This window comes from Thioalkalivibrio sp. ALE25 (assembly GCF_000377285.1).
Lineage (GTDB): Bacteria > Pseudomonadota > Gammaproteobacteria > Ectothiorhodospirales > Ectothiorhodospiraceae > Thioalkalivibrio.
In genome coordinates, this window is record NZ_KB897940.1 from 1 (window position 1) to 14,528 (window position 14,528).

Annotated in this window: 13 protein-coding genes and 1 tRNA gene; 10 read left to right on the plus strand and 4 right to left on the minus strand. The window is 68.6% G+C overall.

The genetic code is table 11. The features are described 5' to 3' along the window. Nucleotides 1-136 precede the first annotated feature (136 nt). Both rpmA and rplU read right to left on the minus strand, forming a co-directional pair. Nucleotides 137-397: a 50S ribosomal protein L27 gene (gene rpmA, locus C996_RS0113010; RefSeq protein ID WP_018867867.1), complete on the minus strand. Its 261-nt coding sequence runs from the start codon at nt 395-397 to the stop codon at nt 137-139. A gap of 29 nt (nt 398-426) precedes the next feature. After that, nucleotides 427-738 carry a 50S ribosomal protein L21 gene (rplU, locus tag C996_RS0113015; RefSeq protein ID WP_017941885.1) on the minus strand — a complete coding sequence of 104 codons (312 nt, stop codon included), beginning with the start codon at nt 736-738 and terminating at the stop codon, nt 427-429. A 348-nt stretch (nt 739-1,086) separates the two neighbouring features. Here rplU and ispB point away from each other — a divergent pair, with 348 nt between their 5' ends. The 7 genes from ispB to C996_RS0113050 all read left to right on the plus strand — a co-directional run bounded on the left by ispB (nt 1,087) and on the right by C996_RS0113050 (nt 7,307). After that, entirely contained in the window at nt 1,087-2,055 is a 969-nt protein-coding gene (ispB, locus tag C996_RS0113020; protein ID WP_018867868.1) for an octaprenyl diphosphate synthase, read from the plus strand. Nucleotides 2,056-2,134: 79 nt separating this feature from the next. Continuing rightward, nucleotides 2,135-2,211 (plus strand) — tRNA-Pro (locus C996_RS0113025). Nucleotides 2,212-2,314: 103 nt separating this feature from the next. After that, entirely contained in the window at nt 2,315-2,965 is a 651-nt protein-coding gene (gene gmk, locus C996_RS0113030) for a guanylate kinase (RefSeq protein WP_018867869.1), read from the plus strand. 61 nt (nt 2,966-3,026) lie between these two features. Continuing rightward, the gene (rpoZ, locus tag C996_RS0113035; protein WP_018867870.1) at nt 3,027-3,302 is read left to right on the plus strand and encodes a DNA-directed RNA polymerase subunit omega; all 276 of its coding nucleotides are present in this window, start codon (nt 3,027-3,029) and stop codon (nt 3,300-3,302) included. 13 nt (nt 3,303-3,315) lie between these two features. Next, nucleotides 3,316-5,490 carry a bifunctional GTP diphosphokinase/guanosine-3',5'-bis pyrophosphate 3'-pyrophosphohydrolase gene (spoT, locus tag C996_RS0113040; RefSeq protein WP_026279325.1) on the plus strand — a complete coding sequence of 725 codons (2,175 nt, stop codon included), beginning with the start codon at nt 3,316-3,318 and terminating at the stop codon, nt 5,488-5,490. 78 nt (nt 5,491-5,568) lie between these two features. Next, nucleotides 5,569-6,645, plus strand: coding sequence for an SO_0444 family Cu/Zn efflux transporter (locus tag C996_RS0113045; protein WP_018867872.1), 1,077 nt, complete (start codon nt 5,569-5,571; stop codon nt 6,643-6,645). Further along, nucleotides 6,645-7,307, plus strand: coding sequence for a class I SAM-dependent methyltransferase (locus C996_RS0113050; protein ID WP_018867873.1), 663 nt, complete (start codon nt 6,645-6,647; stop codon nt 7,305-7,307). Before C996_RS0113045 ends, C996_RS0113050 begins: the two co-directional genes overlap by 1 nt. Before the next feature lie 319 nt (nt 7,308-7,626). On the opposite strand, the gene C996_RS14880 is transcribed toward C996_RS0113050, so the two are convergent. Further along, a complete protein-coding gene (locus tag C996_RS14880) occupies nt 7,627-8,031 on the minus strand; it encodes a hypothetical protein (protein ID WP_081619374.1) in 405 nt (134 codons plus the stop codon). Between the two features lie 148 nt (nt 8,032-8,179). Here C996_RS14880 and C996_RS0113065 point away from each other — a divergent pair, with 148 nt between their 5' ends. The 3 genes from C996_RS0113065 (at nt 8,180) to C996_RS0113075 (ending at nt 11,647) form a co-directional block, all read left to right on the plus strand. After that, nucleotides 8,180-8,761, plus strand: a complete 582-nt coding sequence (locus C996_RS0113065; RefSeq protein WP_018867876.1) for a hypothetical protein — start codon at nt 8,180-8,182, stop codon at nt 8,759-8,761. After that, nucleotides 8,761-9,285, plus strand: a complete 525-nt coding sequence (locus tag C996_RS0113070; RefSeq protein WP_018867877.1) for a cytochrome c — start codon at nt 8,761-8,763, stop codon at nt 9,283-9,285. Before C996_RS0113065 ends, C996_RS0113070 begins: the two co-directional genes overlap by 1 nt. 283 nt (nt 9,286-9,568) lie before the next feature. Then, on the plus strand, nt 9,569-11,647 hold the full coding sequence (locus tag C996_RS0113075) for a bifunctional diguanylate cyclase/phosphodiesterase (RefSeq protein WP_196799354.1): 2,079 nt from the start codon (nt 9,569-9,571) through the stop codon (nt 11,645-11,647). A 46-nt stretch (nt 11,648-11,693) separates the two neighbouring features. Here the strand turns inward: C996_RS0113075 and C996_RS0113080 are convergent, their stop codons facing one another. Continuing rightward, on the minus strand, nt 11,694-14,453 hold the full coding sequence (locus tag C996_RS0113080) for a cation-transporting P-type ATPase (protein ID WP_018867879.1): 2,760 nt from the start codon (nt 14,451-14,453) through the stop codon (nt 11,694-11,696). Nucleotides 14,454-14,528: the final 75 nt, after the last annotated feature.

Genomic DNA, 14,528 nt, shown 5'->3' on the forward strand with positions numbered 1-14,528 from the left:
GCCCCCTGTTCCCCGATCCTGCGTTGCGCCGCTTGCGGGTAGAACCACTACCCGCTGCACGACGCGCCTTGTCTCGGAAAACAGGGGGCACCAACGCGGACGTGCGATTCAATCAGCGTCTCCCTAGCCGGCCGGCTTACTGCTGCGGCTGGACGCTCACGAAACGACGGTTGTGCGGACCGCCCACCTTGAAGACGACCTGGCCGTCGACCTTGGCGAACAGCGTATGGTCCTTGCCGCAACCCACGCCCTCGCCGGGATGATACTGCGTCCCGCGCTGACGAACGAGGATGTTGCCGGCGCGCACGACCTGACCGCCAAAGCGCTTCACGCCAAGGCGTTTGCTCTCGGAATCGCGCCCGTTGCGGGTACTCCCGCCTGCCTTCTTATGTGCCATGGTTCAGTTCTCCTGAATGCCTGCGCCGATCAGCCGGCGATGCCGGTGATGCGCACGGTGGTGTAGTGCTGGCGGTGCCCCATCTGCTTCTGGGAATGCTTGCGCCGCCGGAATTTCATGATGTGGACCTTCTTGGCGCGGCCATGGTCTTCGACCTTGGCGGTGACCTTGCCACCGTCCACCAGCGGGGCCCCGACGCGGACATCGTCACCCGCACCGACCATCAGCACCTGGTCGAATTCGACCTCGGAACCGGCCTCGGCCTCGAGCTTTTCGATGCGAATCACGTCGCCTTCGGCGACGCGGTACTGTTTACCACCTGTTGCGATGATCGCGTACATTTCCCTGGGACTCCGTTGCGATACCTTGTGTGGACCAGCCGACGGGACTGGTCTCGCGAAAGGGCGGAAATGCTAGCAGCGCTTCGCTTGCGGGTCAATGCCGGGACAAGCCCATCACCGGCGCGCGCCGACGACCGCGACGCCGGGGAAACGCTGATGAATGTACACGGGCGCGCGCGCAGCGTTGCGGCTCCCCTGTGCAGAATGACTGCACGGCAGTCGCCGCGCATTAAACGCACGCAAGAGCGACTCGCGCGCGAGCTTGTACATTCGGTGGCGTTTCCCTAGCATGCCTTCGCCCCTCCCGACCACTCTACTTGTCCCGACAGAGCCCGCTTGCCTACCCCCATGTCCATTGACGCGATCCGAGAACTGGCGGCCGACGACATGCAGGCCGTCGATCAGTGCATCCGCGAGCGCCTGAGCTCGCCGGTGGTGCTGATCAACCAGCTCGGGCACTACATCATCCACTCGGGCGGCAAGCGCCTGCGGCCGCTGCTGGCCACGCTGTCCGCGCGCGCCTGCCACGTGCAGGGCCAGGACCCCGTGACGCTGGCGGCGGTGGTGGAGTTCATCCATACCGCGACCCTGCTGCACGACGACGTGGTCGACGCCTCCGAGATGCGCCGCGGGAACGAGACCGCCAACCACATCTTCGGCAACGAGGCCGCGGTGCTGGTGGGGGACTTTCTCTACTCGCGCGCGTTCGAAATGATGGTCGAGGTCGGCTCCATGCGGGTGATGGAGATCCTGTCCCACGCGACCAACGTGATCGCCGAGGGCGAGGTGATGCAGCTGATGAACTGCCACGACGCCGACGTCGACGAGCAGCGCTACATGCACGTGATCCAGTCGAAGACCGCCAAGCTGTTCGAGGCGGCCTGCCAGCTGGGCGCGATCCTGGGCGAACGCCCGCAGGCCGACGAACAGGCGCTGGCGCGCTACGGCATGCACCTGGGCACCGCCTTCCAGCTGATCGACGATGTCCTCGACTACTCCTCGGATGACGAAGTCACCGGCAAGCGCATGGGGGATGACCTCGCCGAGGGCAAGCCCACCCTGCCGCTGATCCACGCCCTGCGCGTCGGCACACCGGAGCAGCAGGCGATCGTGCGCCAGGCCATCGAGGACGGCGGGCGCGACCGGGTCGACACGGTGCTGCAGGTGGTGCACGGCACGGATGGCCTGGCCTATACCCGGTCCCGCGCGGAGGCGGAAACCGACGCCGCGATCGAGGCCATCTCCACCCTGCCCGACTCGCCGCACCGCCAGGCCCTGATCGACCTTGCCCGCTTCGCCGTCGGGCGCAACCACTGACGCCCGCGCCCGACCCGATTTTCATCCTGCGGGGGCATGGACACGCCCGGAGAGGCTCGGCATAATAGCGGGCTCGGTTCGGAGTGTAGCTCAGCTTGGTAGAGCACTGCCTTCGGGAGGCAGGGGTCGAAGGTTCGAATCCTTTCACTCCGACCAACCTTCTTCTTTGACCCTGGCGTACCCGCCTGTGGCTCGCCGCAAACGGCCCGCCCGGGAGACCGCCAGGACCCGATCACGTTCAGGTTCCGCGGACACGTCCATGACCGCCAGCACCCCGGCCGCTCGCGGCACCCTCTATATCGTTTCCGCCCCGTCCGGCGCCGGCAAGACCAGCCTGGTCGCGGCGCTCCTGGAGACGGTGGAGGCCGTGGAGGTCTCGGTCTCTCACACCACGCGCAAGCCGCGCGCCAGCGAGGTGGACGGGCAGCACTACCACTTCGTCTCCGCCGAGACCTTCCTCGGCATGATCGAGGACGGGCAGCTACTGGAACACGCCAAGGTCTTCGACAACTTCTACGGCACCGCGCGCGCCAGCGTCGACGAGCGCCTGGACGCTGGCGTCGACGTGATCCTGGAGATCGACTGGCAGGGCGCGCGCCAGGTGCGCGCGGCGGTACCGGACGCCCACTCCATCTTCATCTTGCCCCCCTCGCGCGACGAGCTGGAGCGCCGCCTGCGCGGCCGCGGCCAGGACGAGGAGGACGTGATCCAGCGCCGCCTGCGCGACGCCGAATCCGACTGCACGCATTTCCGCGAGTACGACTACACCGTGGTCAATGCCGATTTCGACGAGGCCGTGCGCGACCTGGCCTGTATCTTCCGCGCCAATCGTCTGCGCACCGTGGAACAGGAGACCCGAGCCGCACCCACGATCGGGAACCTGTTGGCGGCGGCGCCGGGGTCGGCGTAACATGCTAGTGAACTGCGGCTGTGCCGCATGGATTTCAAGAATTTACTGACCGGAGTATCCGATGGCACGCGTTACCGTCGAGGACTGCCTCGAAAATGTCGAAAACCGCTTTCAGCTGGTGCTGATGGCCGCCCGCCGGGCCCGCCACATCGCCCACGGCAAGGAAGCGCGTGTACCCGAGGACAACGACAAGCCCACGGTGATCGCCCTGCGCGAGATCGCCGCCGGCGTGGTCGGTCCGGAGGTGTTCGACGAACACGACGAACGGCCCCAGAACCAGATGCTGGACTTCAGCACCATCCGTCATCTGGAACAGCTGGAAGCCGACGAACGCTAGGCGAGGGTTTTCAATGGCCGCTGGGCAGCCAGCCGCGCCCGGGGCCGTTTCGGCGGCAACGGGTGATTCGACCCGATTCCTGATCAGCGATTTGTGTTCCGAGCTCGAGGCCTATCTCGAGCCGGAAGAGGTCGAGGAGGTCTATCGCGCCTATCTCCTGGGCGCGGAATCCCACGAAGGCCAGACCCGCAAGACCGGCGAACCCTACATCTATCACCCCCTGGCCGTGGCCCGCACCATGGCCGAGATGCGGATGGACCACCAGGCGATCTGCGCCGCCATCCTGCATGACGTGATGGAGGACACCGCTACCAGCAAGGACCGCATCCACGCCGAGTTCGGCGAAGAGGTCGCGGAGCTGGTGGACGGCGTCTCCAAGCTCACCCACCTGCAGTTCCAGACCAAGGCCGAGGCGCAGGCGGAGAACTTCCGCAAGATGATGCTGGCGATCACCCGTGATATTCGGGTGATCCTGATCAAGCTGGCCGACCGCCTGCACAACATGCGCACCCTGGGCGTGATGCGCCCGGACAAGCGCCGGCGCATCGCCAAGGAAACCCTGGAGATCTACGCCCCCATCGCGCAGCGCCTGGGCATGAACGCCATGCGCCGCGAGCTGGAGGCCCTCGGCTTTTCCGCCAAACACCCGTGGCGCGCGGCCGTACTGGAACGCGCGGTGCACCGTGCCGGCGGCAACCGCCGCGAGCCCATGCGCAATATCGAGCAGGCGATCTGCTCGCGCATGGAGGCCGCCGGCATCGTCGGGCGCATCTCCGGACGCGAGAAGGGGCTGTACAGCATCTACCGCAAGATGCGCGACAAGCACCACTCGTTCGAGGAGGTGTTCGACGTCTTCGCCATCCGCATCATCGTCGACGACGTCGATACGTGCTACCGCTCCCTGGGCGTGGTGCACAACCTCTACAAGCCGGTACCGGGGCGCTTCAAGGACTACATCGCGATCCCCAAATCCAACGGCTACCAGTCGCTGCATACCATCCTGTTCGGCCCGCAGGGCGTGCCCATCGAGATCCAGATCCGTTCCACCGAGATGGATCGCGTGGCCGAGAGTGGTATCGCCGCGCACTGGCAGTACAAGGCCGGGGGCGAATCCACCCGGACCGCCCAGAGCCGCGCGCGCGAATGGCTGAAGGATGTCCTCGAGATCCAGAACAGCGTGGGCAACTCGATCGAGTTCCTGGAGAACGTGAAGGTCGACCTGTTCCCCGACGAGGTCTACACCTTTACCCCCGGTGGCGACATCATGGTCCTGCCGCGCGACGCGACCCCGATCGACTTCGCCTACGCAGTGCACTCCGACGTCGGCAACCGCTGTGTGGCGGCCAAGATCGACCGTCAGTTGGCACCGCTGTCGGTGCGCCTGCAAAGCGGCCAGACGGTGGAGATCGTCACCTCCCCCGGCGCGCGCCCCAACCCGGCCTGGTTGTCCTTCGTGGTCACCGGCAAGGCCCGTACCGGCATCCGCCACTGCCTGAAGTCGATGCAGTCCGAGGAGGCCCGCACCCTGGGCGAACGCCTGCTGGAGAAGGCGCTGGAGTCGCTGGACACCAGCCTGCCGCGGATCTCGCCGGCACGCCTGGACCAGATGCTGGACGCGATGCAGCTGAAGGACCTGGACGCACTGCTGGTCGACATCGGCCTGGGCAACCGCATGGCCTCGCTGGTCGCCCGCCAGATGGCCGGCAGGGACGCCCCCGAGCCCGCGGCCGACGAGGCACCCACCACCCTCGCGGTCAGCGGTACCGAGGGCCTGGTGCTGAACTACGCCCGGTGCTGCCACCCGATCCCGGGTGACCCGATCATCGGCCAGCTGAGCGCCGGCCGCGGCCTGGTGGTCCACCGGGAAAACTGCCGCAACGTCCTGCACGAAAGCCGCGACCGCAGCGACCGCACCATCACGCTGGAATGGTCGCACGAGCCCTCGCTGCAGTTCACCGCCGCGGTGCGCACCCGCACGGCCAACCGCCGCGGGGCCCTGGCCGACATGGCTGCGGTCATCGCCGACCATGGCTCCAACATCGAGCACATCTCCTTCAACGAGCAGGATGGCCACTCCACCGCGATGACCTTCCTGCTGACCGTGCGCGATCGCCAGCACCTGGCCCAGATCATGCGCGGTCTGCGCCGCCTGACCGACGTCCTGCGCATCTCGCGCCAGCGCGGCTGACGCCCGAGACCTCGGCCGCACCGCCCGCCGGAGCGCGGGCTTCTTGCAGTTGCCCCCGCCGCGACGGAACATCGGGCCATGATCCTCGACATCCTCAGGCAGACGCTGAGTGTCGCGTTGACGGCGGCGCCCTGGCTGCTGCTGGGCCTGCTCGCGGCCGGCGGCGTCAAGGCACTGATTCCGGAGGCTGCCCTGCAGCGCTGGCTGGGCGGCTCGGGCATTCCCGCCACCGCGCGGGCCGCCGTGGTCGGCGCCCCCCTGCCCCTTTGCTCCTGCGGGGCCATCCCGACCGCACTGGCCCTGCACCGCGGCGGGGCCGGGCGGGGCCCCACCACCGCCTTCCTGATCGGCACGCCGGGCGTCGGCGTCGACTCGCTCGCCATCAGCTATGCCCTGCTGGGCCCCATGATGGCCGTGGCCCGGGCCCTGGGCGCCATTGTCACGGCCATCACCACAGGCCTGCTGGTGGGCCGCACCCGCGCCGCGACCGAGCGTCCGGACCCACCGCGGGGCGAACCGGACAGCTGCGGCGGATGCTGCGGGACCGCCGACGGCTGCGCCACACCCGAGGCCCCGGAGCGTTTGTCCGCACGGCTGCGCGCGGGCCTCGCCTATGCCTTTGGCGGCGTGCTCGACGATATCCGCCTGTGGCTGGTGATCGGCCTGCTGGTCGCCGGCGCCCTGCTCGCCCTGGTCCCGCCGGCCACGCTGGCCGCCTGGGGATCGGGCCTGCCGGCCATGCTCGTAATGGCCGTCATCGGCATCCCCATGTACCTCTGCGCGACCGCCGCAACACCGATCGCCGTGGGCCTGATCGCGGCCGGGGTCTCCCCCGGCACCGTGCTGGTGTTCCTGCTGGCCGCACCGATCACCAGCCTGGCGACCCTGGGCGTGTTTCGCCGCGAACTTGGCACGCCGGCGCTATTGCTCTACCTGACCGGTATCGCGGTCACCACCATCGCGCTGGGGCTCGCCCTGGACGCCGGACTCGCCCACACCGGGGTCGACGTCGCCACGCAGATGGGCACCGCCGGCGAGATGCTGCCCGCCTGGCTCGAGTGGAGCACCCTGGTCATCCTGATCGTCCTGGCCACACCGGTCCTGCGCCGATGGCTGGACCGTCTGATCCCTCACCCACAACCCCGGAGCGCGTGATGTCCAATCGTTCCATCGGACTCGATGGCCCCCTGTATGACTACCTCCTGGAGCACTCGCTGCGCGAGCAGGAGATACTCGCCGAGCTGCGTGCCGAGACCGCGAACCTGCCCGAGGCCAACATGCAGATCGCCCCGGAGCAGGGCCAGTTCATGGCGCTACTGGCGCGGCTCATGGGGGCGCGGCGCTATCTGGAGATCGGGACCTTCACCGGCTACAGCGCGCTGGCCATCGCGCTGGCCCTGCCGGAGGACGGCACGGTCGTTACCCTGGACAAGAGCGCGCAGTGGACCACCACGGCCCGGCGCTACTGGGAACGCGCCGGGGTCAGCGGTCGCATCCGGCTCGAGCTGGGCGAGGCCGGCAACACGCTGCAGGCACTGGAGGCCGAAGGCGAGACTGGCCGCTTCGACCTGGCCTTCATCGACGCGGACAAGACCGGCTACCCCGACTACTTCGAGCACTGCCTGCGCCTGGTCCGTGCCGGCGGCCTGATCCTGGTCGACAACACCTTGTGGCATGGCAGCGTCGCCGACCCGGACGACACGCGCGAAGACACCCGCGCGATCCGCGCCTTCAACGATGCCCTGCACCACGACGAACGCATCGACCTCTCGCTGGCCCCCATCGGCGACGGCCTGACCCTCGCCCGCCGCCGCTGAACCAGCCGCAAGTCTCGATTCACCACAGAGAACACGGAGGACTCAGAGAAGGGCTTCAAGGCTCAAAAATCAAGGGCCTGTTGATTCACCACGAAGCGCACGAAGGCACGAAGAAAATCCTTTTGTTGTAAGCGTTCCTGGTGGCGAACGGCTTTGTTCCAGCCCGCGGGTCATCCTGAACAATTATCCCGCCCCCCTTGTCCTTCTCCGTGATCTCTGTGCCCTCTGTGGTCGAACCGCTGTTGCCCTCGCCCTTCTTCGTGCCTTCGTGCACTTCGTGGTGAATATTCTTTTCCCTGCGCATATCCTCCACGAAGCGTTACAGGCAGAGGCCGCTGTCGGCGAGGCCGCGGCGGCAGATGGCCCGGCGTTCCACCGTGCGCACCACCCAGCCGGCCTCCGCCTGCTCCAGCTCCAGGCGGAATTCGTAGGCCTCGACGGCATCATCACGCAGCCCGGTCAGGCGGACCTCCGCGCGTTCCGGGCGCGGCTGGTCGATCTCCAGCCCCGCGTAGTCGACGGCCAGGCCGGATTTCCAGCCACTGGCCGCGAACCACTCCATCACCGCGGAACCCGGCATCACCCTCGGCTCAAGCGATGGCACCGCCTGGGCCTCGAAGGCCGTCGGCGCGGGTTCCCATCCTTCGGGCAACCCCGAGGACGTGCCGTCATCGCCCGGATCCGGGGTCGACGTGGCGCAACCCGCCAGAAGCAGCGCCAGCACACCCCCTGCAACCTGCCTTCTCCAGTACATCACGTGGACTGCCTCGCAAATCATCCGCTCCCTGGAAACATACCGGAGCGCGAAACGTCCTACCATGAGAGATCAACATCATTGGTCAGCCGCCCCGCGGCACCCCGGAGGACCCGACATGAACCTGCTCGAACTGCGCCCCATCCTGCTCGCCGGGCTGTGCGGTCTGATGCTGGCCGCAAGCCCCCTGTATGCCGCCGATCACGACACCCACGCAGGGGACGAACCCACGGCCAGCGACGAATCGGATGCCGCCATGGAGGACGATGCCACCGCCAGCGAGATGGAGGAACTGCGCGAGTCCTGGGCCGAGACCCGCGAGGAACTCCAGGAGGAAGGCGAGGAGGCCGGCGAGGCCACCCGCTCCCGTACCCGCGAGACCCTGGACGCGATGGACCGCGAACTGAGCCGCCTGGGCAACAACATCCGCGAGGGCTGGGACGACCTGAGCGACGCCACCCGCGAGCGCCGCGAACGGGCCTATGACGGCCTGGTCGAGGAACGGGACCGCCTGGCCGAATGGTCGGGCGAGATGCGCGAGCGCTCCTCCGGCGCCTGGGGCGGGGTGCGCGATGGCGCCCGCGACGCCTGGGGCGGCATCCGTGACGGCTCGCGCAAGGCCTGGGGCTCGGTACGCGACGCCTTCCGCGGGGACGACGCGCCGGCCGACGGCACCGGCGAGCCGGACGTTCAGGACTGATGCCGGACCCGCGTACCCTCCGCGCCGGTTTCGCCGGTGCGGTGCTGCTCCTGTCCGCTGCCACGCTGGCGGGCTGCGACGGCTTCGGCGGGGCCTCCGGCACCCCCGACCACCTCGAACGCACCACCGACCCGGAGATCCTGCAGCGCGGGGAACGGCTCTATCAGGAGCACTGCATCGCCTGCCACGGGGCCCAGCGCGAGGGCGCCGAGAACTGGCGCCAGCGCAACCCGGACGGCACCTTGCCACCGCCCCCGCTGGATGGCAGCGCCCACACCTGGCACCACCCCTATTGGCAGCTGAAGGACATGATCCGTTATGGCGCCGAGGCGCGTGGCGGCGCCATGCCCAGCTTCGAGGACACCCTGTCGGAGGCGGACGTCGAGGCGATCATCGCCTGGCTGCAGTCACACTGGCCGGACGAGATCTTCGAGGCCTGGAAACGCTACGACCGCAACCATCCCACCCAGGCGGACTGGGAGGAGGCCATGGGCGAACCCTGGGTCACCCACCCCGCCGACTGATGCGCCGCATGCGCCGGGGCCCTACAATGCGCACGGAATGGCACGGGACTCGGAGGCGTCTTCCGGATGAGACGCCTCCGCGTGTACCGGCTGGCAAGGGAAACACTGGTTAATGTCCACACTCGCGTTGGCACCCCAGATTTCCCGAGGCTAGGCGCGGTACGCAGCCGGGAGTGGTTCTACCGGCAAGGGACGCAGCGCACCATAACGGCCGGGAGTGGCCCATGCAGTACACCCAGACGCGCAGGCCTCGGACGCGCACAATTTGCCTCGCCCACGGGGGGTGCGCGTGAACCGACGCGCGCGCGACTTCGCGACGGATAGCGAACGGGATCGCCTGCAGACCCTGGTCGAGCAGGAACGCGCGGCTCGCCGCCGCGCCGAGACGCTGGCCGAGACCCGGCTGCAGGACGTTTACGCGAAGCAGCAGCAGATCGAGCTGCTCAACACCATTGCCTCCACCGCGAACCAGTCCGACTCCATCGCGCATGTACTGCGCGCGGCGCTGGCCGCGATCGGACGCTACCTGGACTGGCCGGTGGGGCATGCCTACCTGGCCCGACCGAACCAACACAGTGGCCACAGCCAGCTAGACCCCACCGGCATCTGGCATCTCGCCTCTGCTGAGCCCTTCACCGCCTTTCGCGACAGCACCGAGAACACGAGCTTCGGCCCCGGCGAGGGGCTGCCCGGCCGTGTGCTGGACCACGGCGAGCCCGCGTGGATCGAGGATCTCGCGGCGGACGACAACTTCCCGCGCGCGCCTCAGGCAACGGCCAGCGGCCTGCGCTCCGGCTTCGCCTTCCCGGTCATGGTCGGCCACGAGGTGGCCTGTGTCCTCGAATTTTTCGCCACCGAGCCCACCACCACCGACCCCGACCTGCTCTGGCTGATGTGGCAGATCGGCGTGCAGCTCGGCCGCGTGATCGAGCGCAACCGCCACGAGGAACGCCTGCTCCACAACGCCTCCCACGACCAGCTGACCGGCCTCCCCAACCGGCGCTTGTTCCACGACCGGCTGGCGCACGCGATCGCCCGTGCCACGCGAGAGCCCTTCAACCTGTTCGCGGTGCTGTTCGTGGACATCGACCGCTTCAAGGTCGTCAACGACAGCCTGGGCCATCCGGCCGGCGACGAGCTGCTGGTACGCGTGGGCCAGCGCCTGCTGACCGCGCTGCGCCAGAACGACACCGTCTCGCGCCCCAAGGGGGACGAGACCAATCGCCCGGACGATACCCTTGCGCGGCTGGGTGGCGACGAGTTCACCATCCTGCTGGAGGGCCTGCACGAGCCGGTGGATGCCCTGCGCGTGGCCGAGCGCCTGCAGGCCGTGCTGCACGAGCCGTTCTCCCTCGCCGGGCAGGACGTCTACGTCACCGTCAGCATCGGCATCGCGACCCGGCCCTACGGCCAGAGCTGCCCGGTCCAGGGGCCCGGCGAACCCGACGACCCGGCCCGTCCGGCCACCCCGGATGACCTGATGCGCGAGGCGGACATGGCGATGTACCGCGCGAAGTCACTTGGCAAGGCCCGGTGCGAGTTCTGCGACCCGGGCATGCAGACGCAGGCCCTGCAAAGCCTGGCGCTGGAGACCGACCTGCGCCTGGCGGTGGAACGCGGCGACTTCCGCGTCCACTTCCAGCCCATCATGTCGCTCGGCGAGGAGCGGATCACCGGCTTCGAGGCCCTGGTACGCTGGGAGCGCAACGGGGAACTGGTGCCGCCCGATCATTTCATCCCGATCGCGGAGGACACCGGGCAGGTGCACCTGATCGACATGCAGGTCCTCTACACTGCCTGCCGCCAGCTGGTGGAGTGGAACGCGGACGGGGCGAGAACGCCCCTGACCATCAGCACCAACCTCTCCGCCCGTCAGCTCACCCGCCCGGAACTCGTGGGGGACGTGCAGACCATCCTGGAAGGCACCGGCGCCCCGGCCGCGCAGGTGCGCCTGGAGATTACCGAGACGGCCACCCTCGGCAACCTGGACGAACTGATCGAGACCCTGCACCGGCTGAAGGCCCTGGGCATCAGCCTGGCGATGGACGACTTCGGCACCGGCTACTCCTCGCTCAGCTACCTGCACCGCCTGCCACTGGATATCCTCAAGATCGACCGCAGCTTCGTGGCCGGCCTGGATCGCGACGAATACAGCCAGCGCCTGGTGCAGACCGTGATCCACATGGCCCGCAATCTCGGGCTCGAGGCCGTGGCCGAGGGCGTGGAAAGCCACACCCACGCCGCCACGCTGCGCGCCCTCGGCTGCTCGCTGGCGCAGGGCTATTACTACTCGCCCCCGGTGGACGCGACACAGGCAACCGCCCTGCTCGGCGGGAAACTGCCGGCCCGGCCCGCCCACTGAGCCGGGGCTCCGGGAAACGCGCTCTGCCCGACCCGCGCGCGTTCGGTCAGACGGCGCGCGGCAACACGCCGCGCCGGCGTGCCAGCACCTGGCGCACCACCAGCTTTTCCAGTTCCACGATCACGAACACCGCCAGGCCAAAGGCCAGGATGCGCGCCCAGTCGTCCGCGCCGATGGCGGTGGTCCCGAACAGGGTGTGCATTACGGGCACGTAGGTGAACGCCAGCTGCAGCAGCACCAGGACCCCGATGGCCAGCCACATCGCGCGCGAGCGGAACAGCTCGCCGCCCGGCAGCACCGGTTGATGGATCAGACGCAGATTCAGCAGGTAAAAGGCCTGCCCGGCCACCAGGGTATTGATCGCCACGGTACGCGCGACCTCGTCGGCCACCCCGGCCAGGGTCTCCATGTAGACGAAATGCCCGAAGGTCCCGGCCCACAGCAGCAACGCCACGAACGGGATGCGCCAGAGCAGGAACCCGGACAACAGGGGCGTGTCCGGCGCCCGTGGCGGGCGCTGCATCACGCCCGGCTCGGCCTTCTCGAAGGCCAGCGCCATGGCCAGGGTCACCGAGGTCACCATGTTGACCCACAGCACCTGCACCGGGGTCAGCGGCAACGCCAGCCCCATCAGGATCGCCATCATGATGGTCAGCGACTGCCCGGCATTGGTCGGCAGCATATGCAGGATGGCCTTGCGGATGTTGTCGTAGACCGTCCGGCCCTCCTCCACCGCATGCGCGATGGAGGCGAAATTGTCGTCCGCCAGGACCATCTCGGAGGCCTCCTTGGCCGCCTCGGTCCCCTTGCCCCCCATGGCCACGCCAACATCCGCCCGCTTCAGCGCCGGGGCATCATTCACCCCGTCGCCGGTCATCGCCACGATACGCCCGCCCTGCTGCAGGGCACGCACCAGGCGCAGCTTGTGTTCCGGCGAGGTCCGCGCAAAGACGTCCGTACGCTCCGCGGCGTCGGCCAGCGCCGCCTCGTCCAGGGCATCCAGCTCGTGACCGGACCGCGCCTCGGCCTCGCGGCCCAGGCCCAGCTGCTCGCCGATCGCCCGGGCGGTCGCCAGGTGGTCGCCGGTGATCATCTTGACGTCGATCCCCGCCGCGCGGCACTCAGCCACCGCGCGGATCGCCTCGTCGCGTGGCGGGTCGATGATCCCCAGCAGGGCAAGCAGGGTAAAACCGCCAGCCTCGACATCATCGAAACGCAGCTCGCCGTGATCGGGTTCGGTATCGCGCACGGCCACGGCCAGCAGGCGCTGACCGCGGGCCGCCACGGCCTCCATGGCGACGTGCCAGCGCTCGCCATCCAGCGCCTCGCGGGTCTCGCCATCTACCTGCTGCTCGCTGCAAAGCTCCAGCACGCGCTCGGGCGCCCCTTTCAGGAAGATGCGGGCGTGACCGTCGTGGTCGTGGTGCAGGGTCGCCATGTAGCGATGATCCGACTCGAACGGGATCACGTCGGTGCGCGGCAGGCGTTCGCCTTCCAGGCGCGGGTCCAGCCCGGCCTTTTGCGCCAGCGTAATCAGGGCGCCCTCGGTCGGGTCGCCCTCCATCACCCAGTCGCCATCCTTCTGGTAGAGCCGGGCGTCATTGCACAGCAGCCCCGCCCGCAGCACCTCGCGCAACAGCGGGTCCTCGTCCGGGTCCAGATCCCGTTCGTCCTCGGAGAACTGCCCCTGCGGCGCATAGCCCACGCCGCTGACGAGGATCTCCCGGGTGGCCGTGCGCAGCGTCTGCGCCGTCATCTCGTTACGGGTGAGCGTGCCGGTCTTGTCGGAACAGATGGCCGAGACCGACCCCAGGGTCTCGACCGCCGGCAGGCGCCGGATGATCGCATTGCGCCGCGCCATCTTCTGCACCCCAATGGCCAGCGCGATGGTCATGATGGCGGGCAGGCCCTCGGGGATGGTGGACACCGCCAGGCTCGCCGCCGCGAGGAACATCTCGTCCAGCGGATAGCTGCGCACCCAGTAACCGAAGGCGAAGGTTGCCGCCGCGATCACCACGATCACCGCGGCCAGCCAGCGGCCGAACTGTTCCATCTGCCGGACCAGCGGCGTCTCCAGCCCCTCGACCTCGCCGAGCATGGTGGAGATGCGCCCGATCTCGGTATGCTCGCCCGTGGCCACGACAACGCCCGCACCGCGGCCAAAGGCCACCAGCGTCCCGGAGAAGGCCATGCCGCGCCGGTCCCCAAGGTCGGCCTCCCGTTCCACCGTGGCGGTATCCTTCTCGACCGCCACCGACTCGCCGGTCAGGACCGCCTCTTCCAGGCGCAGGTTCTTGGTCTCGAACAGCCGCAGGTCGGCGGGCACCCGGTCACCGGCCTGCAGGTGCACGATATCGCCGGGCACCAGCTCCTCGGCCGGGATCTCACGACGCTCGCCAGCGCGCGTTACCACCGCGCGCGGGGACAGCATGCGACGGATGGCATCCAGGGCCTTCTCCGCCTTGCCCTCCTGGACGAACCCGATCAGCGTATTGATCAGGACCACGGCCAGGATCACGCCGGTATCCACCCAGTGCCCCAGCAGCGCCGTCCCCAGCGCCGCGACCAGCAGGATGTAGATCAGTACGTTGTGAAAATGGCGCAGGAAGCGCCGGACGACGCCCGCCCGCTCCGGCGGACGCAACTGATTGGGGCCAAAGTGCGCCAGACGTTCCTCGGCCACGACCGCCGACAGCCCCTCGCGGTCGGAGCCCCAGTGCTCCAGCGCATCATCCGCGGACCGGCTGTGCCAGGCGGGGGCCTCCCGGTTGTCACCCGGATCGGTAGGGTCGGGGGTATCGGTCATGGGCAACGCCCTGCTGTGTCAACGTCGCCCTATCGTCGCCCGGCGCCCGGGGGCCGGCAAGGCCCCGGACGCCGG

Coding starts and splice junctions, on each gene's coding strand:
- rpmA (WP_018867867.1), bottom strand. CDS start 397: ATGGCACATAAGAAGGCAGGCGGGAGTACCCGCAACGGGCGCGATTCC.
- rplU (WP_017941885.1), bottom strand. CDS start 738: ATGTACGCGATCATCGCAACAGGTGGTAAACAGTACCGCGTCGCCGAA.
- ispB (WP_018867868.1), top strand. CDS start 1,087: ATGTCCATTGACGCGATCCGAGAACTGGCGGCCGACGACATGCAGGCC.
- gmk (WP_018867869.1), top strand. CDS start 2,315: ATGACCGCCAGCACCCCGGCCGCTCGCGGCACCCTCTATATCGTTTCC.
- rpoZ (WP_018867870.1), top strand. CDS start 3,027: ATGGCACGCGTTACCGTCGAGGACTGCCTCGAAAATGTCGAAAACCGC.
- spoT (WP_026279325.1), top strand. CDS start 3,316: ATGGCCGCTGGGCAGCCAGCCGCGCCCGGGGCCGTTTCGGCGGCAACG.
- C996_RS0113045 (WP_018867872.1), top strand. CDS start 5,569: ATGATCCTCGACATCCTCAGGCAGACGCTGAGTGTCGCGTTGACGGCG.
- C996_RS0113050 (WP_018867873.1), top strand. CDS start 6,645: ATGTCCAATCGTTCCATCGGACTCGATGGCCCCCTGTATGACTACCTC.
- C996_RS0113065 (WP_018867876.1), top strand. CDS start 8,180: ATGAACCTGCTCGAACTGCGCCCCATCCTGCTCGCCGGGCTGTGCGGT.
- C996_RS0113070 (WP_018867877.1), top strand. CDS start 8,761: ATGCCGGACCCGCGTACCCTCCGCGCCGGTTTCGCCGGTGCGGTGCTG.
- C996_RS0113080 (WP_018867879.1), bottom strand. CDS start 14,453: ATGACCGATACCCCCGACCCTACCGATCCGGGTGACAACCGGGAGGCC.